The sequence below is a fragment of the Saccharothrix luteola genome, assembly GCF_020859565.1.
Classification (GTDB): Bacteria; Actinomycetota; Actinomycetes; order Mycobacteriales; family Pseudonocardiaceae; genus Actinosynnema; species Actinosynnema luteola.
In genome coordinates, this window is record NZ_JAJHUO010000006.1 from 1 (window position 1) to 19,158 (window position 19,158).

General features: G+C 71.2%; 20 protein-coding genes. 7 read left to right on the forward strand and 13 right to left on the reverse strand.

Going from position 1 to position 19,158, the window contains the following annotated elements; all coding sequences use genetic code 11:
- Positions 1–336: 336 nt before the first annotated feature.
- The 6 genes from LNK82_RS09410 to LNK82_RS09435 all read right to left on the reverse strand — a co-directional run bounded on the left by LNK82_RS09410 (position 337) and on the right by LNK82_RS09435 (position 8,595).
- Complete coding sequence (locus tag LNK82_RS09410; protein ID WP_372470459.1) at positions 337–1,491, reverse strand: sensor histidine kinase; 1,155 nt, start codon at positions 1,489–1,491, stop codon at positions 337–339.
- Positions 1,481–2,158 carry a response regulator transcription factor gene (locus LNK82_RS09415; RefSeq protein ID WP_230566547.1) on the reverse strand — a complete coding sequence of 226 codons (678 nt, stop codon included), beginning with the start codon at positions 2,156–2,158 and terminating at the stop codon, positions 1,481–1,483. The genes LNK82_RS09410 and LNK82_RS09415 overlap by 11 nt, the downstream gene beginning before the upstream one ends.
- A 365-nt stretch (positions 2,159–2,523) precedes the next feature.
- A complete protein-coding gene (locus tag LNK82_RS09420) occupies positions 2,524–3,156 on the reverse strand; it encodes a slipin family protein (protein WP_230566548.1) in 633 nt (210 codons plus the stop codon).
- 230 nt (positions 3,157–3,386) lie between these two features.
- Positions 3,387–5,285, reverse strand: coding sequence for a 1-deoxy-D-xylulose-5-phosphate synthase (dxs, locus tag LNK82_RS09425; protein ID WP_230566549.1), 1,899 nt, complete (start codon positions 5,283–5,285; stop codon positions 3,387–3,389).
- A 74-nt stretch (positions 5,286–5,359) separates the two neighbouring features.
- Positions 5,360–6,589, reverse strand: coding sequence for a class I SAM-dependent RNA methyltransferase (locus tag LNK82_RS09430; RefSeq protein WP_230566550.1), 1,230 nt, complete (start codon positions 6,587–6,589; stop codon positions 5,360–5,362).
- Positions 6,586–8,595 carry an APC family permease gene (locus tag LNK82_RS09435; protein ID WP_230566551.1) on the reverse strand — a complete coding sequence of 670 codons (2,010 nt, stop codon included), beginning with the start codon at positions 8,593–8,595 and terminating at the stop codon, positions 6,586–6,588. Before LNK82_RS09435 ends, LNK82_RS09430 begins: the two co-directional genes overlap by 4 nt.
- A 247-nt stretch (positions 8,596–8,842) precedes the next feature.
- Here LNK82_RS09435 and LNK82_RS09440 point away from each other — a divergent pair, with 247 nt between their 5' ends.
- Positions 8,843–9,505, forward strand: a complete 663-nt coding sequence (locus LNK82_RS09440) for a potassium channel family protein (protein ID WP_230566552.1) — start codon at positions 8,843–8,845, stop codon at positions 9,503–9,505.
- Entirely contained in the window at positions 9,506–10,162 is a 657-nt protein-coding gene (locus LNK82_RS09445) for a potassium channel family protein (RefSeq protein ID WP_053717165.1), read from the forward strand.
- Positions 10,163–10,354: 192 nt separating this feature from the next.
- Here LNK82_RS09445 and LNK82_RS09450 read toward each other — a convergent pair whose 3' ends face one another.
- The 3 genes from LNK82_RS09450 to LNK82_RS09460 all read right to left on the reverse strand — a co-directional run bounded on the left by LNK82_RS09450 (position 10,355) and on the right by LNK82_RS09460 (position 11,813).
- The gene (locus tag LNK82_RS09450; protein ID WP_230566553.1) at positions 10,355–10,540 is read right to left on the reverse strand and encodes a hypothetical protein; all 186 of its coding nucleotides are present in this window, start codon (positions 10,538–10,540) and stop codon (positions 10,355–10,357) included.
- Positions 10,541–10,671: 131 nt separating this feature from the next.
- A complete protein-coding gene (locus tag LNK82_RS09455; RefSeq protein ID WP_230566554.1) occupies positions 10,672–11,439 on the reverse strand; it encodes a DUF3159 domain-containing protein in 768 nt (255 codons plus the stop codon).
- Entirely contained in the window at positions 11,436–11,813 is a 378-nt protein-coding gene (locus LNK82_RS09460) for an OB-fold nucleic acid binding domain-containing protein (RefSeq protein ID WP_033437072.1), read from the reverse strand. Before LNK82_RS09460 ends, LNK82_RS09455 begins: the two co-directional genes overlap by 4 nt.
- Before the next feature lie 105 nt (positions 11,814–11,918).
- Here LNK82_RS09460 and LNK82_RS09465 point away from each other — a divergent pair, with 105 nt between their 5' ends.
- Complete coding sequence (locus LNK82_RS09465) at positions 11,919–12,596, forward strand: alpha/beta fold hydrolase (RefSeq protein ID WP_230566555.1); 678 nt, start codon at positions 11,919–11,921, stop codon at positions 12,594–12,596.
- Here LNK82_RS09465 and LNK82_RS09470 read toward each other — a convergent pair.
- Positions 12,593–13,219, reverse strand: a complete 627-nt coding sequence (locus tag LNK82_RS09470; protein WP_230566556.1) for a DUF3710 domain-containing protein — start codon at positions 13,217–13,219, stop codon at positions 12,593–12,595. The two genes, LNK82_RS09465 and LNK82_RS09470, sit on opposite strands and share 4 nt — an antisense overlap.
- A 5-nt stretch (positions 13,220–13,224) precedes the next feature.
- Positions 13,225–13,692 (reverse strand): dUTP diphosphatase, encoded by a 468-nt coding sequence (gene dut / locus LNK82_RS09475; RefSeq protein ID WP_053717169.1) that lies wholly within the window; start codon positions 13,690–13,692, stop codon positions 13,225–13,227.
- Between the two features lie 24 nt (positions 13,693–13,716).
- Here dut and LNK82_RS09480 point away from each other — a divergent pair, with 24 nt between their 5' ends.
- Entirely contained in the window at positions 13,717–14,181 is a 465-nt protein-coding gene (locus tag LNK82_RS09480; RefSeq protein ID WP_230566557.1) for a DUF3093 domain-containing protein, read from the forward strand.
- A gap of 152 nt (positions 14,182–14,333) precedes the next feature.
- On the opposite strand, the gene LNK82_RS09485 is transcribed toward LNK82_RS09480, so the two are convergent.
- Positions 14,334–14,633, reverse strand: a complete 300-nt coding sequence (locus tag LNK82_RS09485) for a DUF4193 domain-containing protein (RefSeq protein WP_053717171.1) — start codon at positions 14,631–14,633, stop codon at positions 14,334–14,336.
- A 430-nt stretch (positions 14,634–15,063) separates the two neighbouring features.
- On the opposite strand from LNK82_RS09485, the gene cei reads away from it, so the two are divergent.
- A complete protein-coding gene (cei, locus tag LNK82_RS09490; protein ID WP_230566558.1) occupies positions 15,064–15,786 on the forward strand; it encodes an envelope integrity protein Cei in 723 nt (240 codons plus the stop codon).
- A gap of 119 nt (positions 15,787–15,905) precedes the next feature.
- Here the strand turns inward: cei and LNK82_RS09495 are convergent, their stop codons facing one another.
- Positions 15,906–16,706 (reverse strand): inositol monophosphatase family protein, encoded by an 801-nt coding sequence (locus LNK82_RS09495; RefSeq protein WP_230566559.1) that lies wholly within the window; start codon positions 16,704–16,706, stop codon positions 15,906–15,908.
- 95 nt (positions 16,707–16,801) lie between these two features.
- Between LNK82_RS09495 and ppgK the strand changes: the two genes are divergently transcribed.
- Positions 16,802–17,563, forward strand: a complete 762-nt coding sequence (gene ppgK / locus LNK82_RS09500) for a polyphosphate--glucose phosphotransferase (protein WP_308257186.1) — start codon at positions 16,802–16,804, stop codon at positions 17,561–17,563.
- Between the two features lie 170 nt (positions 17,564–17,733).
- The gene (locus tag LNK82_RS09505) at positions 17,734–19,062 is read left to right on the forward strand and encodes an RNA polymerase sigma factor (protein ID WP_211363475.1); all 1,329 of its coding nucleotides are present in this window, start codon (positions 17,734–17,736) and stop codon (positions 19,060–19,062) included.
- Positions 19,063–19,158: the final 96 nt, after the last annotated feature.

Below are 19,158 nucleotides of genomic sequence, written 5' to 3' on the forward strand. Positions count from 1 at the left end.
GATCGCTCCGAACAACACTGACAAGTAATGTCAGTTGTCCAGTAACAATCTCAAAGGAAACCTCTTGACGAGGTTCATAAATTTACTGGCTATTCGGCACGCTGTTGAGTTCTCAAAGAACACGCGCTCACCGTAACTCACCGCCGTGAGGCGACTCGATCCGGGGCTGATGTTCGCCGCGCTCCGTTCCGGTCTCTCTCCGGCCCGTTCCGCGCTGGCAGAGAGAAAGTTACACCCCGCCCAACGCGGAGACAAATCGGGGGTCCGGAGGCACGTCTGTGCAGGTAGTACCCCCTACGGCGACCCTCAAACCGGATCACGTGTGATCGGGACCACTCAGACCAGTTTTCCATGCGGCGTGGACGGCAGGTGCACGGCCACCGACAGCCCTCCGCCGGGCACCGCCATGGCGTGCGCCTGACCCTCGTGAGCTGCGACGGCGGCCCGCACGATGGACAGCCCGAGCCCGGTGCCGGTGCGGGCGGTCCGGTCGGTGCCACCCCGGCGGAACGGCTCGAACAGCTCCTCCACCCGGTCCGGAGCGATGACGGGCCCGGACGACGACACCCGCAGCAACGTCCACTCGGGCCCGCCTTCGGTGCGCACCTCGATCCACCCACCGGGCAGGTTGTGCCGCACGGCGTTCTCCAGCAAGTTCCCCGCGATCCGCTCCAGCAACGCCGGGTCGCCCACGGCGGGCGCCGGCGCCGTCACGAACGAGACCCGCAGCTGGCGCTCCTCCGCCTCCCCCCGCACGGCACGCCACGCGGACTCGACCACGGCGTTGAGGTCCACCGGCTCGCGCACCGCCAACCCGAGCCCGTCCGTGCGCGCGAGCAGCAACAACGCGCTGACCAACTGCTCGGCGCGTTCCGTCGCGGCGCGCACCACCGCCGCCATGCGCCGCAGCTCCGCGTCGTCGGCGTCCGGGTCGGCGAGAGTGACGTCGAGCTCGGTCCGGATCACGGCCAACGGTGTGCGCAGCTCGTGGGAGGCGTTGGCGACGAACCGCCGTTGCGACTCGAACGCCGCCTGGAGCCGGTCGAGCATCTCGTCGAACGTGTCGGCCAGCTCGGCGACCTCGTCCCGAGGACCGGCCAGGCGCAGCCGCTCGCCGAGGGACTCGGCGGACAGCCGACGGGCCGCGTCGGTCACGTCGTGCACGGGCTGGAGCACGCGGCCGGTGATGGTCCACGCGAGCAGGGCCGCCGCGGCGACCACGCAGAGGAAGGCGATCGAGCCGGATCGCAGCACGTCGTCCCGTGCCTGTTCGCCGAGCAGGTCCATCAGCGCGTCGGCGCCGACTTCGCGGCCGTCCACGATCACGGTGCTGCCCTCGGCGAAGCGGGGCGAGGAGGCGATGACCCGGCCGACGAGCAGCCAGCCGAGCAGGAGCAGCAGGCCGCTGACGAACGCGACCAGTCCGGTCGCGAGGAGGGTGAGCCGCGTCCGCAGCCCGGGTCCGCGCCTGCGGGCCAGCTCAGAGTTCAGCGGAACCTGCCGTGGGCACGCGGTAGCCCGAGCCGACCACCGTGTCGATGATGCCCGGTTCGCCGAGCTTCTTGCGCAGCGTCATCACGGTGACGCGGACGGTCGTGGTGAACGGGTCGGCGTTCTCATCCCACACGCGTTCCAGCAGCTCCTCGCTGGAGACCACCGAGCCCTTGGCGGCCAGCAGCACCTCCAGCACGCCGAACTCCTTGCGGGTCAGGTCGACGGGCTGGCCGGCGCGCCGCACCGTGCGGCGGGCCGGGTCGAGCTCGACGTCGCGAGCGGTCAGCAGCGGCGGGGTGGCCGGGGTGGCGCGGCGGGCGAGGGCCCGGACGCGGGCGACCAGCTCGGGAAAGGCGAACGGCTTGGCCAGGTAGTCGTCGGCGCCGAGGGACAGGCCCGCGACGCGGTCGTCCACGCCGGCGCTGGCGGTGAGCATCATGACCCTGGTCAGGGCGCCTGAGCTGAGGATCTCCTTGCAAAGCTCGTCGCCGGACATGCCGGGTAGGTCGCGGTCGAGCACGACCACGTCGTACCGGGTCACGGTCGACTTCTCATGGCCGGTCTCGCCGTCGTAGGCGACGTCGACCGCCATGCCTTCGCGCCGCAGGCCACGCGCGATCGCGTCGGCCAACGGCACCTCGTCCTCGACTACCAGGATCCGCACCCCACAAAGGTGCCACAGATCCCTGAGAAGGTGCTTAGCGTGAAGCTGTCGGTCGGCTGTTGAGGTGCTGTCGACGGTTGGACGAGGCGCGGGTGAAAGATCAGAAGAGTCCTCGCCGGACTGGCAGATCAGCAGGATGACCCCGGGTTGGTGGTTATGCGCCGGGTCCGTTGTTGGTCGGGTTGCGTGTCATCCCACCGACCTCCCTACGGGCTACCAGACGTATCAAGGGGGCGGTCATCAGTGCACGACCGGGTAGGGGACGCACAGCCCCCTTGACACGCGCGGTAGGGCGGAGCCAGGTCGGCGGGATGACACGAAGCCCTCCCTTTGGGAGGGCGACGGCGTGCCAGTGGACCGGTGGGTTAGCGGTTGCGTTCGACGACGACGGTGTTGGCGGATTGCAGGGCGCGTAGTTGGAGCAGGGCGGGGTGGTCTTCGGCCAGGCGGGCGGCGTTGAGGAGGGTGCGCAGCGCCGCTGTCTCGCCGCGGGCGCGTTCGAGGGACGCTCGGGCTTCCGAGCGGGCCAGGAGTTCGGCCAGGGCGGCTTTGCGGAGTTCGGTGGGCATGACGACGTCGCGGACGGCCACTTCGCGCAGGTCGATGCCCAGGTCGGCGGCGCGGGGGGCGACGGCGGCGAGGATCTCGGCGGCGATGGCCTGGCGTGCCGGGTCGACCTCGTCGTGGGCGCGGGTCAGCACGGCGGTGCGCAGCGCGATCTGGGTGGCGAGGTGGAGTTCGACCTCGGGGGTGGCGGCGGCCTGGACGTGCTGGGCGGGGTCGGAGATTGCCCACACCAGGACGAGCGTGACGCGGATCAGGACGCCGTCGGAGGTCGGGATGTCCTGCCAGCCGGGGGTTTGGGACCGGGGGCGGACGTCGAGGTAGCGGACCTGGTGGCGGAAGCTGCGGCGGTGGCGACCCGGGTCGAGGACCTCGACCAGTTTGCCGTGCCTGAAGACCACGCCGCGTTCCCACGGCATGAGTGTGTGCTTCACCGGTCCTCCTCCTGCGTTGCGCGGACCGCGACCCCGGCCTTGGGGCGGTGGGCGGGAGCACGGGGCTCGCAGGGCCCTGCGCCCCGTGGTCGGCCGGGGTCGCGGCTTGGGTGTCGCAACCCGCCGCGTTGGCAACGCGCCTCTCTGAAAGGTCGCCCGGCTGTGATCGCGGGACTCGGGTTCGGCAGTGCCGTCCGAGCCGCTGACCGGGCGGGAGGAGGGTAACCGGGCTACTTCCGGACCGTCGCGCCCATTTCCGCGGGCTCGCCGGCGACGACCCACTCGGTGATGCGGCGGGAGACGTCCTGGGCGGTCAGGCCGATGTCGGAGAGGACCTCGGCGCGTTCGCCGTGCTCCTGGAACGCCTGGGGGATGGCCAGGTCCCGGAGCGGGGTGTCGACGGAGGCGTCGCGGAGGGCGGCGGCCAGCGTCCAGCCGAAGCCGCCGTGGCGGCCGTTGTCCTCGACGGTGACGACCAGGCGGTGGTCGGCGGCGAGGGCGACCAGGTCGTCCGAGACCGGGAAGACCCAGCGGGGGTCCACGACGGTGACGCCGATGCCCTGGTCGGCGAGGCGTTGGGCGGCGGCCAGGCCGAGTTCGCCGAACGCGCCCACGGTGACCAGGAGGACGTCGGAGCCGGAGCGGTGCAGGACGTCGACCGTGCCGATGCGTTCGAGGGCCGGCAGGTCGGGGCCCACCGAGGCCTTCGGGTAGCGGATGACGGAGGGTCCGTCGGAGATGCGGACGGCTTCGCGGAGTTCTTCGCGCAGCGTGGCGGCGTCGCGTGGGGCGGCCACGTGGATGCCGGGGATGAGGCCGCAGATGGACAGGTCCCACATGCCGTGGTGGGAGGCGCCGTCCGGGCCGGTGATGCCGGCGCGGTCGAGGACGACGGTGACGCCCTGCTTGTGCATGGCGACGTCCAGCAGGAGCTGGTCGAACGCGCGGTTGAGGAACGTGGCGTAGATCGCGACGACCGGGTGCATGCCGCCCATGGCGAGGCCGGCGGCGGAGGTCATGGCGTGCTGTTCGGCGATGCCGACGTCGAAGCAGCGCTCCGGGTAGAGGCCGGCGAACTTGTCCAGGCCTGTCGGGCCGCGCATGGCGGCGGTGATGGCGACCAGGTCGGGGCGTTCGCCGCCGAGGGTGGCCATTTCGTCGGCGAAGACGTGGGTCCACGTGCGCTTGGACGGGCCGATGTTCTCGCCGGTGATCGGGTCGATGACGCCGGTGGCGTGCATCTGGTCGGCTTCGTGGTTCTCGGCGGGCGCGAAGCCGTTGCCCTTGCGGGTGACGGTGTGGACGATCACGGGGCCGCCGAAGGACTTGGCGCGGCGCAGGGCCGATTCCAGCACGGCGTGGTCGTGGCCGTCGACGGGGCCGATGTACTTGAGGCCGAGGTCTTCGAACATGGCCTGCGGGCTGAGGGCGTCCTTGATGCCGCGCTTGGCGGCGTGCAGGGCGGCGTAGACGGGCTTGCCGACGATCGGGGTGCCCTGCAGGGCGTTCTTGCCGCGCTCCAGGGCCCGTTCGTAGCCGGGCTGCAGGCGCAGCGACGAGAGGTGGTCGGCCAGTCCGCCGATGGTGGGCGAGTAGGAGCGGCCGTTGTCGTTGACCACGATGACGACGGGTCGGTCCGTGCCGGAGGCGATGTTGTTGAGGGCTTCCCAGCACATGCCGCCGGTGAGCGCGCCGTCGCCGACGACCGCGACGACGTGCCGCCGCTGGCCGCCGAGCTGGTAGGCCTTGGCCAGGCCGTCGGCGTAGGACAGGGCGGTCGAGGCGTGGCTGTTCTCCTCGACGTCGTGCTCGCTCTCGGCCCGGGAGGGGTAGCCGGACAGGCCGCCCTTCTGGCGGAGCGTGTCGAAGCCGTCGCGGCGGCCGGTGAGGATCTTGTGGACGTAGCTCTGGTGACCGGTGTCGAAGACCACCGAGTCGTGCGGTGAGTCGAAGACCCGGTGCACGGCCATGGTCAGCTCGACGACACCGAGGTTCGGACCGAGGTGCCCGCCGGTCCGGGAGACTTTGTCGACCAGGAAACGCCGGATCTCGTCGGCGAGCACGGGCAGCTCGTCAGGTCCCAGCCGTTTCAGCTCCGCCGGTCCGTGCACGGATTCCAGCAGCGTCACTCGCTCCACCTCGCCCTGTGGTTCGGGTCCCCGATTCGTCCGGTCAGTCTACGGACCACAGGCTGAGACGCCTGTCAGCGTGCGGGCGTCAGCAGGGCGATGCATTCCACGTGGTGGGTCATCGGGAACGCGTCGAAGGCCCTGAGCTGGGCCAACTCGTAGCCGTGCTGGGCGAACGCGGCGATGTCGCGGGCCAGGGCTGCGGGGTCGCACGCGACGTAGACCACACGAGCGGGTCGGCTGCGGGCGATCGCGGTCACCACGACCTTGCCCGCGCCCTTGCGCGGCGGGTCGAGGACCACGACGTCGGGCGGCTGGTCGGTGAAGTCGGGTGTCTCGAGCACGGCTTCGGTGCGGCCCGTGTGCCAGCTGATCTGCGGCTGGTCGGAGAGGTTGAGCCGACCGTCGGCGACGGCGCCGTACGACGACTCGACCACGGCGACGGAGCCGCGGTGGCCGACCTGCTCGGCGAGCACGGAGGCGAACAGGCCGACGCCGCCGTAGAGGTCCCAGGCGCGGTCGCCGGGGCGGCAGTCGGCCCAGTCGCCGACGACCTTGGCGAAGGTGTCCGCGGCGGCCGGGTGGACCTGCCAGAAGCCGTCCGCGCGGAGGTTCCACGTGCGGCCGGCGGCCAGTTCGGTGGCCGTGCCGCTGCCTTGCCGCAGGCGGGAGGGGCCGGGGACGGGGCGTCCCCGGCGGATGATCGGCGGACCGATCTCGGTGACGTGCGTCCGGCCGCCCGCGTCGCGGGTGACGACCAGCTCGGACTTCGGCGGCCACGTGCGGTCGACCACGTCGTCCAGGGCGCCGGGGACGGCGATCACGCAGTCGTCCACGGGGACGACCTGGTGGCTGCGGTGGGCGCGGAAGCCGGGGCGGCCGTCCGGGCCGACGGCCATGCGCATCCGGGTGCGCCAGTCCTCCGGGCCGCCGGGCAGGTCCTCGACGATGACCTCCCAGTCGAGCTTGGCCAGGCGGTGCAGCTGCTCGCTGACCACGGCGGCCTTCAGCTCGCGCTGGGCCTGCCACGACGCGTGCTGCCAGTCGCAGCCGCCGCAGAGGCCGGGACCGGCGAACGGGCACGGCGCCTGCACGCGGTCCGGTGAGGCCTCCAGCACCTCGACGGCGTCGCCGCGGCAGAACGAGCCGCCGGTGTCCTCGGTGATCCGCACGACCACCCGTTCGCCGGGCAGTGCGTGCCGGACGAACACGACGCGGCCCTCGTGCCGGGCCACGCAGTGCCCGCCGTGGGCGACCGCGCCGACCTCGACCTCGATCAGCCGCTGCTTCCAGGTCGCCGTCACTTGCCGTCCTTGTCTTGGCCGCGCTTGTCGAGGCCGCGCCGGATCGCGCCGGGCGCGACCACGTCGTCCTTGTCGGTCACCTTCGAGGATGAGGCCAGCTGCCAGGGCACGCTCGTCACCATCACGCCCGGCTGGAACAGCAGCCTGCCCTTGAGCCGCAGCGCGCTCTGGTTGTGCAGGAACTGCTCCCACCAGTGGCCCACCACGTACTCCGGGATGAACACGGTGACCACGTCGCGCGGGTTGTCCGTGCGGACCCGCTTGACGTAGTCCAGGACCGGTTTGGTGATCTCGCGGTAGGGCGACTCGATCACCTTCAGCGGCACCTTGAAGTTCTCCTTCTCCCATTCCCGCACCAGGCGGCGGGTGTCGCCGTCGTCCACGTTGACGGTGACCGCCTCCAGCATGTCGGGCCGGGTCGCCTTCGCGTACGCCAGGGCCCGCAGGGTCGGCATGTGGAGCTTGGAGACCAGCACCATGGCGTGGTTGCGGGCGGGCAGCAGCTTCTGCCGCTCCTGCTGGCGCAGTTCCTCGGCGACCCGGTCGTAGTGCCTGCGGATCGCCGTCATCAGGGCGTAGAGGGCGGCCATCGCGGCGATGGCGATCCACGCGCCGTGGGTGAACTTCGTGATCAGCACGACGACCAGCACGGAGGCCGTGAGCGCGAGGCCGAAGGCGTTGATCGACTGCGACCGGCGCATCCGGCGGCGGGCGTTCGGGTCGGTCTCGGTCTCGAGCAGCCGGTTCCAGTGCCGGACCATGCCGGTCTGGCTCATCGTGAACGACACGAACACGCCCACGATGTAGAGCTGGATGAGCTTGGTGACCTCGGCGTCGAACGCGATGACCAGCACGATCGCCGCGCCGGCGAGGAACACGATGCCGTTGCTGAACGCGAGCCGGTCGCCGCGGGTGTGCAGCTGGCGTGGCAGGTAGCGGTCCTGGGCGAGGATCGAGCCGAGCACCGGGAAGCCGTTGAACGCGGTGTTCGCGGCCAGGACGAGGATCAGCGCGGTGACCGCGGTGATGAAGAAGAAGCCGACCGGGAAGCCCTCGAACACCGCGCCCGCGATCTGGGCGACCATCGTCTTCTGCTCGTAGCCCTCGGGCGCGTTGACCAGCTGGTGCGCCGGGTCCCCGGCCATCTTCACGCCGGTGAGCTGGGCCAGCACGATCAGGCCCATCAGCATCGTGACCGCGATCAGGCCCATCATGAGCAGCGTGGTCGCCGCGTTGCGCGACTTCGGCTTGCGGAACGCCGGCACGCCGTTGCTGATCGCCTCCACGCCCGTGAGCGCCGCGCTGCCGGACGAGAAGGCGCGCAGGACGAGGAACACGAACGCCAGGCCCATGAGGTGGTCGTCCCCGGCCCGCAGCTCCAGGCCCGCGCTCTCGGCGCGCATCTCGTCGCCCAGGACGAGGCCGCGGAACAGGCCGTAGCCGATCATGAACAGGACACCGACCATGAACGCGTAGGTCGGGATGGCGAACGCGCTGCCGGACTCGCGGATGCCGCGCAGGTTGACGGCGGTGAGCAGGACGATCGCGGCGACCGCGAACTCGGCCTTGTGGGTGGCGACGAACGGGATGGCCGAGCCGATGTTCGCCGCCGCCGCCGAGATCGAGACGGCGACCGTGAGGATGTAGTCGACGAGCAGGGCGCTCGCCACGGTGAGGCCCGCTCTGCGGCCGAGGTTGACCGTGGCGACCTCGTAGTCGCCGCCGCCGGACGGGTAGGCGTGCACGTTCTGCCGGTAGCTCGCGACCACCGTGAGCATCACGACGACCACCGCCACGCCGACCCACGGGGCCAGCGCGTAAGCCGACAGGCCCGCCACCGACAGCACGAGGAAGATCTCCTCGGGCGCGTAGGCCACGCTCGACATCGCGTCCGAGGCGAACACCGGCAGGGCGATGCGCTTGGGCAGCAGCGTGTGGGCTAGGCGATCGCTGCGGAAGGGCCTGCCGACGAGGAGGCGCTTGGCCGCGGTTGCGAGCTTGGACACGGGTCGAGAGCGTAAGGGGTGGTGACCGGGCGGGCGTGGTCGTCCGGTCGGCACCGGGTCGCTTGTGACGTGCGTCGCGGGCCCGGGCGGCGGCTTGAACGGGTGGTCACGTGCGTGGCCGGCGAGTTGTTCGCTCAGGTGTTCGAGGCGTTGGGCTGTGCGGGGGCCGCCCGGTCCGGGACGCACCGGTCTCGTTCACTGATCAGGGGCGGTAGGTTCTCCGTAAGCGTCGTTCGGGGAGGCTTTCGTGCACGTGGTGATCATGGGCTGCGGCCGGGTGGGCTCGTCCCTGGCCAAGGCGCTGGAGCGCCTCGACCACCAGGTATCGGTGATCGACAAGGATTCGCAGTCCTTCCGCAGGCTCGGCCCGGACTTCCACGGCCAGCAGGTCGTCGGCAACGGCTTCGACCAGAAGGTGCTGATCGAAGCCGGCATCGAGCGGGCGGGCGCGTTCGCGGCCGTGTCCAGCGGCGACAACTCCAACATCATCTCGGCGCGGGTGGCGCGGGAGACGTTCGGGGTGGAGGCGGTGGTCGCGCGGATCTACGACGAGAAGCGCGCCGCGGTGTACGAGCGGCTGGGCATCCCGACCGTGGCGACCGTGCCGTGGTCCACCGACCGGTTCCTGCGGATGCTGCTGCCCGAGGGCACCGCGACCGCGTGGCGCGACCCGTCGGGCACGGTGGCCGTGCTGCCGCTGGAGCTGCACGAGGACTGGGTCGGGCGCACCGTGCGCGACCTGGAGGAGGCCACCGGGTGCCGGGTGGCGTTCGTGATGCGGTTCGGGACGGGCGTGCTGCCGGACTCGAAGACCGTGCTGCAGGAGGACGACCAGGTGTACGTGGCCGCCCTGTCCGGCACCGTGACCGACGTGGCCGCGGCTGCGGCTCACGCGCCCGAGGAGAGCTGAGTGCGTATCGCGATTGCGGGTGCCGGCGCGGTGGGTCGTTCCATCGCGGCCGAGCTGGTGTCCGACGGGCACCAGGTGATGCTGATCGAACGTGACCGCACGCACTTCGAGCCGCACACCGTGGAGCAGGCCGAGTGGGTGCAGGCCGACGCGTGCGAGCTGTCGTCGTTGGAGGACGCCGGCATGCAGCTGTGCGACGTGGTGATCGCCGCGACCGGTGACGACAAGGTCAACCTGGTGGTGTCGTTGCTGGCGAAGACCGAGTTCGCGGTGCGGCGCGTGGTGGCGCGGGTGAACGACCCGGCGAACGAGTGGCTGTTCACCGAGTCGTGGGGGGTGGACGTGGCCGTGTCGACGCCGCGCATCCTGTCCGCGCTGGTGGAGGAGGCCGTGACGGTCGGGGACGTGGTGCGGCTGATGACGTTGCGCCAGGGTCAGGCCAACCTGGTGGAAATCACGCTTCCGGGTGACACGCCGTTGGCGGGGTCCCCGGTGAACGGCCTGGCGCTGCCGCGGGATGCCGCGCTGGTGACCATCCTGCGTGGCGGCCGGGTCATCGTGCCGACGCCGGACGACACCCTGGAGGGTGGGGACGAGCTGCTCTTCGTGGCGGCGGCGGACGTGGAGCAGGAGATCCGTTCGGCTCTGGGTTACTGACGCTCGGTTCGTTCCCGGGCGGCTGGGTTGTCTACAGGCGGTCGGGTTGTCCACAGGCGGCGGCGAGCAGCTCGTTTCCGTCAGCGCCGGCCGGCAGGATAAAAGCAGGGGTCCCGTTGGCGAGGACCCCTGCGGAGCACTCGGTGGCTACCGCAGGTCAGGCCGTTGACGGCGTCGTCCGGACGGCGGGCGTCATCGCGGGCGGTCGATCGCGCCGAATGCCGTTTTGCCGCGCGTCATGATGTCCACCGACACGATGAGCTGGGCCTCAGCCAAGAGGTTGGCGCGCTCCTGCGAACCGAGCGGCCACTGGCGTGCGGCGTCCAGCAGGTTCTGCGCGATGTCGACCGTGGTGGGTTCCTTGTCGAAGAACTTCACGCGACCCCTCCGAAGACGGTTGGCCATACGACGTGCGTGAACGCATCGACGATAGCGACCGGCGCGGATCGGTCCTGCCCCACCGGGCCTGCTGACGTGCCGCAGAACCGGTGGGGTGCAGGTCGGAGGGGTTATCTGTCCTCGGCCCGGGCGGGTGCCGGGTGGGGGTGGTCGGTCGACGTGTCGAGCAGTTGGTCGTAGATGTTCGGCTCGCCGTCGGCCTCGGCCTTGGCGCGGAGGCGTTCCTCGGCTGCCCGGTTCTCCTCCTCCTCGCGGGCGAGGGTGGCTTTCAGGCGCTTGTCCGAACGGCGCACCGCCCAGACCGTGGCGATCAGCGCCACCGCCATCAGCGGGTAGCCCATGGCCAGGCGCGCGGCCGCCAGCCAGCCCACCGACGCCTCGTCGTACAGCCACCGCTGCACCACGAACCGCGCCAGGAAGACCAGCGCCCACACGAGGGTGGCGATGTCGTAGTCCCGGACGCTCGCCTTGTCCTTGCGCCACGCCTGGCCCTGGCCGTTGAGGAACGACCAGATCACGCCCGCGAGAGGCCACCTGACCAGGATCGACAGGATGAACCCGCCGCCGTAGACGAGGCTCTGCCAGATGCCGAACAGGAAGAAGCCCTTGGCGTCCCCGGTCCGGTAGGCGATGAAAGCGGCGATGCCGACGCCGAAGACCGCCGAGACGGCCGGCTGCACCGAGCCCTTGCGCATGGCCAGCACGATGCCGATCGCGACCGAGAACGCCAGCGCGCTCCAGATCGCGGGCATGAGCCCGGCGAAGGCGTTGACCAGCACGAACACCACGACGGGCAACGAGGAGAACAGCAGGCCGCTCACGCCGCCCATCTGCTCGAGGAGGGTGGGCTGCTTCTCGGACTCGTTCGCTTGTGTCATGAAGCGTTCTGCAACTCGTAGTAGGGGTTGTAGAGCACCTTGCGCCCGTCGCGCACCGCGATCCGGCCTCTGGCCTTGATGGTGCGCCCCGGCTCGATGCCCGCGATCCGACGACGGCCCAGCCAGACCAGCGTCACGCCCTCGGTGCCGTCGTACAACTCCGCCTCCAGGGTGGCCGCGGCGTCACGGGGGCACAGCTCCACGCTGCGCAACCGGCCCAACACCGTCACCTCTTGCCCGGACTTGCAGTCGCACGCTCGGATGGCCCCGACGGCCTCGGCTTTTCGAGACAGGTCGTCGGCGTCCAACTCGCTGACGTCGGTGGTCAGCCGACGCACGAGGCGGCGCCAGTAGCCACCCCCAGTACCAGTCATCCCCGACTCCTGGAATGCGCGGGGCCTCGACGACGAAGCCCGTCCAACAGCCAGCGTAACCGGGTGCACCCGACCGGGTATCCGACTGGGGGAGGATCTGACGTCATGAGGTCGTCACGTGCCGTTCTGCTGCCGGGCACCGCGTCCGACGAGGTGTTCGTCTCCTCGGTGTTCGCCCGCCCGCTGGCCGAGGCCGGGTTGGTGCTTGTCGCACCCCCGTCACGGGGCGTCCAGGAGCACGTGGAGGCGTTGGACGCCGCCTGGGACGGCACGCCGCTGGTCGTGGGCGGGGTGTCGCTGGGCGCGCACGTGGCGGCGGCGTGGGCGGTGCGGCACCCCGAGCGGTGCGCCGGGCTGCTGGTGGCGCTGCCCGCCTGGAACGGCGCGGCGGACGGCGCGCCCGCGGCGGCCGCGGCACGGGCCAGCGCCTCGGTGGTGGAGTCGGAGGGCGTCGAGGCCGCGTTGACCGGCGTCGACGGGTGGCTCGGCGACGAGCTGCGGCGGGCCTGGCCCCGGTTCGGCCCGCGGCTCGCCGACGTGCTGCGGGAGGCCGCCGGGTCGTCCGCGCCGACGTTGGCCGAGCTGGGCCGCCTCACGGCGCCGGTGGGGGTCGCGGCCTGCACCGACGACCCCGTTCACCCGTTCGAAATCGCCCGGGCGTGGGTCGGAGCGCTCCCCCGTGCCGCTCTGCGCACGACGACGCTGGCGGCGTTGGGCGCGGACCGGGAGTCCCTGGGCCGCGCCGCGCTCGACGCCTACCGCTGCGCGGCGGTGGCGGGTTAGCCCTGCTGCTGTGCCTGGATGTGCCGGGCGATGGCCTCGGGCAGCTCGATCGGCAACGGCGTGCGCACCGGCATCGCCTGCTCGCCGCGCACCACGACCGTGTCCCGCATCAACGCGTAGAGGGCCTCGGTCGCCTTGAAGCTCTGCTCTTCGGTCGGCGCCGCCGCGATGCCCCGCAGCATCCAGCGCGGCCCGTCCACGCCGACCACCCGCAGGTGCACCTCGTTGTTGCGGGCGGTGATCTCCTCGCCCCACTCGCCGTTCTCCCGCAGGATCCGGAAGCCGTCGCTCTTGAACTGGGCGATCATCTCGCCGCTCACGTCCGGCCACAGCCGGTCCTGCTTCGGCGCGGCGAACGCGCTCACGGTGAGCTGGCCGACGGTCGTCAGCAGGTGCACCGCCCGCACCGCGCCCGCCGGGTCCATCTCCACCTGCAGCTGCACGCCCTCGGGCACGGGCAGCCGGATCGAGCCGAGGTCCAGCCGGTTCAGGCCGTCGTCCGGGGCCCGCGTCGAGTCGAACGGCCCCTCCTCGGCCTCCTCGGCGGCGTCGAACTCGACCTCGGGTTGCGCCGTCCCCCGGTTCGCGGAGTGCCTACCGCGCTTGCGGCGCTTTCCGAACATCGCCTTCACCCCTCCGTCCGGGCGAGCACGTCGTGCCCGCCTGTAGAGCCGTAGCCGCCCGCGCCCCGTGCGGAGTCGGGCAGCTCGTCGACTTCGCGGAACACCGCGTGCTCCACCTTCTGCACCACCAGCTGGGCGATCCGGTCACCGCGCGTCAGCACTACGGGCTCGCGCAGGTCGTGGTTCACCAGGCACACCTTGATCTCGCCCCGGTAGCCCGCGTCGATCGTGCCCGGGGTGTTGACCACGCTCAGGCCGACGCGCGCGGCCAGGCCGGAACGCGGGTGCACGAACCCCGCGTACCCCTCCGGCAACGCGATCGCGACACCAGTGCCTACCACCGCCCGCTCCCCCGGTTCGATCACCACGTCGGTGGTGGTCACCAGGTCGGCGCCGGCATCACCCGGTCGGGCGTAGGCCGGGAGCGGCACGGCGGGATCGAGCCGGGACAACAGGACCTCGACGCTGGGCACGGCGCGCGAGACTACCCTGGTGGCGTGAGCGAGACTGCTGTGACCGCCCCGATCGCGTTCCGCGAGCGGTTGTACGTGCCCTGGTGGGGTTGGCCGCTGCCGCTGGCCGCGGCCGTGCTGCTGGCCGCCGAGATCCACATGGGGTTCCCCGGCGTGCGGTCGTGGCTGCCGTACGTGATCACGGTGCCGCTGGCCGTGCTGCTGATCGTGCGGATGGGCTCGGCGAAGGTCGAGGTGTCCGGCGGCGAGCTGCGGGTCGCCTCGGCGCACGTGCCGCAGGACCTGCTCGGCGAGGTCGAGGTGTTCGACTCGAAGAGCAAGCGGAAGGCGATGGGCCCGAACCTGGACCCGATGGCGTTCGTCACCCACCGGGGTTGGGTCGGGCCGATGGTGAAGGTCGAGCTGCGCGACCCCGCGGACCCGACGCCGTACTGGCTGTTCAGCGTGCGTTCGGCGGAGGAGCTGGCGGTCCTGCTGCGCGATCGGTGACGTGGATCGGCAACGGGACCGGGCGCCACCCCGGCGGTGGGGGTGAGCGCCCAGGTCTGGTCGTAGGTGCGTGTTCGGTCGTGCCCGGGTGCCGGTCGTGCGGTGCCTTGCGGTGGTGCTGGTCGTGCGGGTTCGTGCCCGGTGGACGTGCCTCAGGCGCAGTCGCGGCAGATGTACTGGCCGTTGACTTCCTCGGCCAGCCTGCTGCGGTGGTGCACCAGGAAGCACTTCGAGCACGTGAACTCGTCCGCCTGCTTCGGCAGGACCTTGAACGTGAGCTCCTCACCGGACAGGTCGGCGCCCGGCAGCTCGAAGTTCTCGGCGGTCGCGTCCTCGTCGATGTCGACGACCCCGGACTGCGTTTCATTGCGCCGCGCCTTCAGCTCCTCGAGGGAGTCCTCAGCGAGTTCGTCCGCCTCGCTGCGACGCGGTGCGTCGTAGTCGGTCGCCATACTTCTTTCACCCCTGCGGTCAACGGAGACTGTTCGTGTCGCTGGTTAACGCACCAGCGCCCCTATTTGTGCCCTCCGTCCCCAGTGACGGAGGTCTCGCTCGCGCGGCCGGGCGCCAACCCCCTGTTCGTCGACGCTTCCAGGTGTCCGGCAGTGCGCGGAGCGCCGAGAGGGTAGCTCATCGATCGGGCGGTCGCGCAGCGGGTTCCCCCTAATTGAGCAGACGGGTGACAGGCCCTTCACACGCTGGCCAGATAGGCTTGGACGGGCACCACCCACCCGGTCCTCCCGTGCTCCGCCGCCAGACCAGGGCGTTGACCGTCCGCGACCGGGTGATCGCACCCCGCTACAACCCCGCCCGAGGCGCGGGGCGGCGGGGCGCGGCATAGCCTGATCACTGTCAACACTGCGCCAGGGGAGGTCGACGGACGTGGGACGACCCGGTACGGGGAGCGGCGGGTCGTCGCGGTACCGCAAGCGGCGACCGTTGCCGGCGCTCGTCCTGTTCCTGGTGCTCGCCGTGACCGCCGTCGTGGTGTGGAACCGCGTGCTGACGGACGCGGGCGACGTGGACGCGGCGATCAAGTGCAACCCGCCCGGCGGTGTGCCCGCGCCGTCGTCGGGCGCGCCCGTCGCGCCCGCGGCCGAGCCCGCGCCGCCGTTGGGGACGGTGCTGGCGCACGACGCCCTGGACCGGACCGACCCGGTGCCGGTCGGCGGCGTGCAGTTCCGGGTGTTCAACGCGAGCACGCAGCGCAACCAGGCGCGGTTCGTGGCGACGACGTTGACCGAGCTGGGCATGAAGCAGGCGGCCGAGCCGGGCAACGACCCGGTGTACCCGGCGCAGGACATGGACTGCCGCGGCCAGATCCGGTTCGGTGCGCCCGGCGCGGGCGCGGCGCGGACGTTGAGCCTGGTCGAGCCGTGCCTCGAGCTGGTGCGCGACGAGCGCCAGGACGCGACGGTGGACGTGGCGATCGGGCAGAAGTTCAGCGAGGTGAAGCCGAACAGCGACGCCCGCAAGGTGCTCGACCAGCTCGCCGAGTGGGCGATGCAGCAGCCGGAGCAGCAGGGCGGCCAGGCGGCCGAGGGCTCGACGCCGCTGGCGCTGAACGCCGACAACCTCAAGGCCGCCCGCGACACCGCCTGCTGACCGCTTCGCCCCGCGCGTGTCGAACCTCCAGCGCCCGCGTGTCGAACGTTCAGGACCCCCGAGTTCAACGTTCCGGACGTTCGACACGCGGGACCTGAGCGTTCGACACGCGCGTTCGGTCAGACCTTACCGAAGCCGCACTCCACGAGAGCGGTGAACAGGGCGTCCGCGATGCCCGGCGCGGCGGCGAAGACGGCGTCCCCGCCCAGCTCCGGAGCTTCACCCGGGAGGTGGACGACCGCGCCCGCCTCACGGGCCAGCAGCGCGCCCGCCGCCCAGTCCCACCGACCGAGGCCGTGCTCGGCGTAGGCGTCCAGCCTGCCCGCCGCCACCGCGCACAGGTCCAACGACGCCGCACCGGCCCGCCGCATGTCCCGCACCCTGGTCGCCAGGCCCGCCCACGCGTCCGCCTGCCGCTGCCGCCGCTCCGCCTGGTAGGCGAAGCCGTAACCCAAAAGGGACAGATCCAATCGGGTGGCGTCGGAGACCCGGAGCCGCCGACCGTCCAACCAGGCCCCGCCGCCCCGCGCCGCCGTCCACACCCGACCGCTGACGGGCTCCACCACCGCCCCCGCCACGGACACGCCGTCGACCTGCGCGGCGATCGACACGGCGTACTGGGGGATGCCGTAGAGGTAGTTCACGGTGCCGTCGATCGGGTCGACGACCCAGGTCAGGCCCTCGACGGCGGCACTGCCGCCCTCCTCCTCCCCGATCACGGGCTCACCCGGCCGCAACTCGGCGAGCCGCGCCCGGACGAGCTGTTCGGACGCGTGGTCGGCCGCGGTCACCACGTCGGTGGCGCTGCTCTTGGTGTCGACATCGGTCAGGGCGGCATCGCGGGTCGTCACCACCAGCTCGCCCGCCTCGCGGGCCACGAGCACGGCGACATCGACCAATGAGCGCGGATCGAAACGCAACTGTTCCTCCTGCGTCACTCTCACGGGACTATCGGAGAACTGCAGGCTAATGTCTGCGGCCACGGTTACTGAATCGAGTAGGAAGGGCCACGGGGATGGGCATGACCCGCGGGTTCGGCGTGGACATCGGCGGTTCCGGCATCAAGGGCGGGCTCGTGGACCTCGAAGCGGGGGCGCTGGACGGTGAGCGCCTGCGCATCACCACGCCCCAGCCGTCGACCCCGGACGCGGTCGCCGACGTGGTCGCCGAGATCGTCGAGAAGTTCAACTGGGACGGTCCCGTCGGCGTCACCCTGCCGTGCGTGGTGAAGCACGGCGTCGCGCACTCCGCCGCGAACGTCGACAAGGCGTGGATCGGCACGGACGCCGCCGCGCTGTTCGCCGAACGGCTCGGCCGACCGACCGACCAGGTCGTCGTCCTCAACGACGCCGACGCCGCCGGCATCGCCGAGATGCGGTTCGGCTCCGGCGTCGACCGGGACGGGCTGGTGGTCCTGCTGACGTTCGGCACCGGCATCGGCAGCGCCCTGTTCCTCGACGGCAAGCTCGTGCCCAACACCGAGTTCGGCCACCTCGAGGTCGACGGCCACGACGCGGAGAAGCGCGCCGCGGCCTCGGTGAAGGAGGACAAGGGCCTGACGTGGGCCGAGTGGACGCCCCGCGTGTCCCGGTACATCAACGTGCTGGAGGACCTGATCTGGCCGGACCTGGTCATCGCGGGCGGCGGGGTCAGCAAGAAGGCGGAGAAGTGGCTCCCGCTGCTCGAGGTGCGCACCGAGGTGGTGGCCGCCGCGCTGAAGAACGACGCGGGCATCGTGGGCGCCGCCGTGGCCGCCGCGCAAGGTCTCCGGCACTGATTTCCGCAGCGTTCCACCTGCGAGAACGCGTGCCGGACCACCTCGGATGACGCCGGGGGGCAACGGCACGCGATTCTCGTCGTTACAATGGAACGGTGCCCCGCTGACGAACGATCCGGCGGGGGATCCCCCGTACTCAGGCGACCGAGGTTCGCGCCCTTCGGTCGACCTTGATCGACAGTCGCGAAAGGGCGTACGTGGCAGCCGCGAAGACGACTCAGGCAGCTAAGGCTGACGCCGAGGAGACGCCCAAGGCCACCTCGGCGAGGAAGGCCCCGGCGAAGAAGCCGGCGGCGAAGACCGCCGCGGCGGGGAAGACGGCCACGCGGGCGCCGCGCAAGACGGCCGCCAAGGCCGCCGCTGCCGCGCCTGGCAAGGTGAAGAAGGACGGCGAGGAACCCGAGGACCTGGAAGGCGCTCCAGACGCCGAAGACCTGGTCGACGACGTCGAGTTGATCGACGAGCCGGTCGAGGAGGAGCCCGCCGAGGAGGAGGCCAAGCCCGGCGAGGGCGACTTCGTCTGGGACGAGGAGGAGTCGGAGGCCCTGCGGCAGGCCCGCAAGGACGCCGAGCTCACCGCCTCCGCCGACTCGGTCCGCGCCTACCTCAAGCAGATCGGCAAGGTCGCCCTGCTCAACGCGGAGGAGGAGGTCGAGCTCGCCAAGCGCATCGAGGCCGGCCTCTACGCCGCCGAGCGGGTGCGCCGCGCCGAGGACGAGCAGGAGAAGCTGACCCCGCAGATGCGCCGCGACCTGCGGTGGATCGTGCGGGACGGCGAGCGGGCCAAGAACCACCTGCTGGAGGCGAACCTCCGGCTCGTGGTGTCGCTGGCCAAGCGCTACACCGGTCGTGGCATGGCGTTCCTGGACCTGATCCAGGAGGGCAACCTCGGCCTGATCCGCGCGGTGGAGAAGTTCGACTACACCAAGGGCTACAAGTTCTCCACGTACGCGACGTGGTGGATCCGCCAGGCGATCACCCGCGCGATGGCCGACCAGGCCCGCACCATCCGCATCCCGGTGCACATGGTCGAGGTCATCAACAAGCTGGGTCGCATCCAGCGCGAACTGCTCCAGGACCTGGGCCGCGAGCCCACCCCGGAGGAGCTCGCCAAGGAAATGGACATCACCCCGGAGAAGGTGCTGGAGATCCAGCAGTACGCCCGGGAGCCCATTTCGCTCGACCAGACGATCGGCGACGAGGGCGACAGCCAGCTCGGTGACTTCATCGAGGACTCCGAGGCCGTGGTGGCGGTGGACGCGGTGTCGTTCACGCTGCTGCAGGACCAGCTGCAGTCGGTGCTGGCGACGTTGTCCGAGCGCGAGGCGGGTGTGGTGCGGCTGCGGTTCGGCCTCACCGACGGCCAGCCGCGCACGCTGGACGAGATCGGCCAGGTCTACGGCGTGACGCGCGAGCGGATCCGGCAGATCGAGTCGAAGACGATGTCGAAGCTCCGGCACCCGTCGCGGTCGCAGGTGTTGCGCGACTACCTGGACTGACCCCGGGCTGGAGATCACGCTGAGCCAGGACCCCTCGACCGTTCGGTCGAGGGGTCCTGGTCTTTGTGCGCTTCTTCACTCGAACGACCGCTGCCA

What these genes read in the sequence shown, in the direction of transcription:
- LNK82_RS09465 (WP_230566555.1), top strand. Translation starts at nt 11,919, where the DNA reads ATGAGGTCGTCACGTGCCGTTCTGCTGCCGGGCACCGCGTCCGACGAG.
- LNK82_RS09460 (WP_033437072.1), bottom strand. Translation starts at nt 11,813, where the DNA reads ATGACTGGTACTGGGGGTGGCTACTGGCGCCGCCTCGTGCGTCGGCTG.
- LNK82_RS09455 (WP_230566554.1), bottom strand. Translation starts at nt 11,439, where the DNA reads ATGACACAAGCGAACGAGTCCGAGAAGCAGCCCACCCTCCTCGAGCAG.
- LNK82_RS09485 (WP_053717171.1), bottom strand. Translation starts at nt 14,633, where the DNA reads ATGGCGACCGACTACGACGCACCGCGTCGCAGCGAGGCGGACGAACTC.
- LNK82_RS09470 (WP_230566556.1), bottom strand. Translation starts at nt 13,219, where the DNA reads ATGTTCGGAAAGCGCCGCAAGCGCGGTAGGCACTCCGCGAACCGGGGG.
- ppgK (WP_308257186.1), top strand. Translation starts at nt 16,802, where the DNA reads ATGGGCATGACCCGCGGGTTCGGCGTGGACATCGGCGGTTCCGGCATC.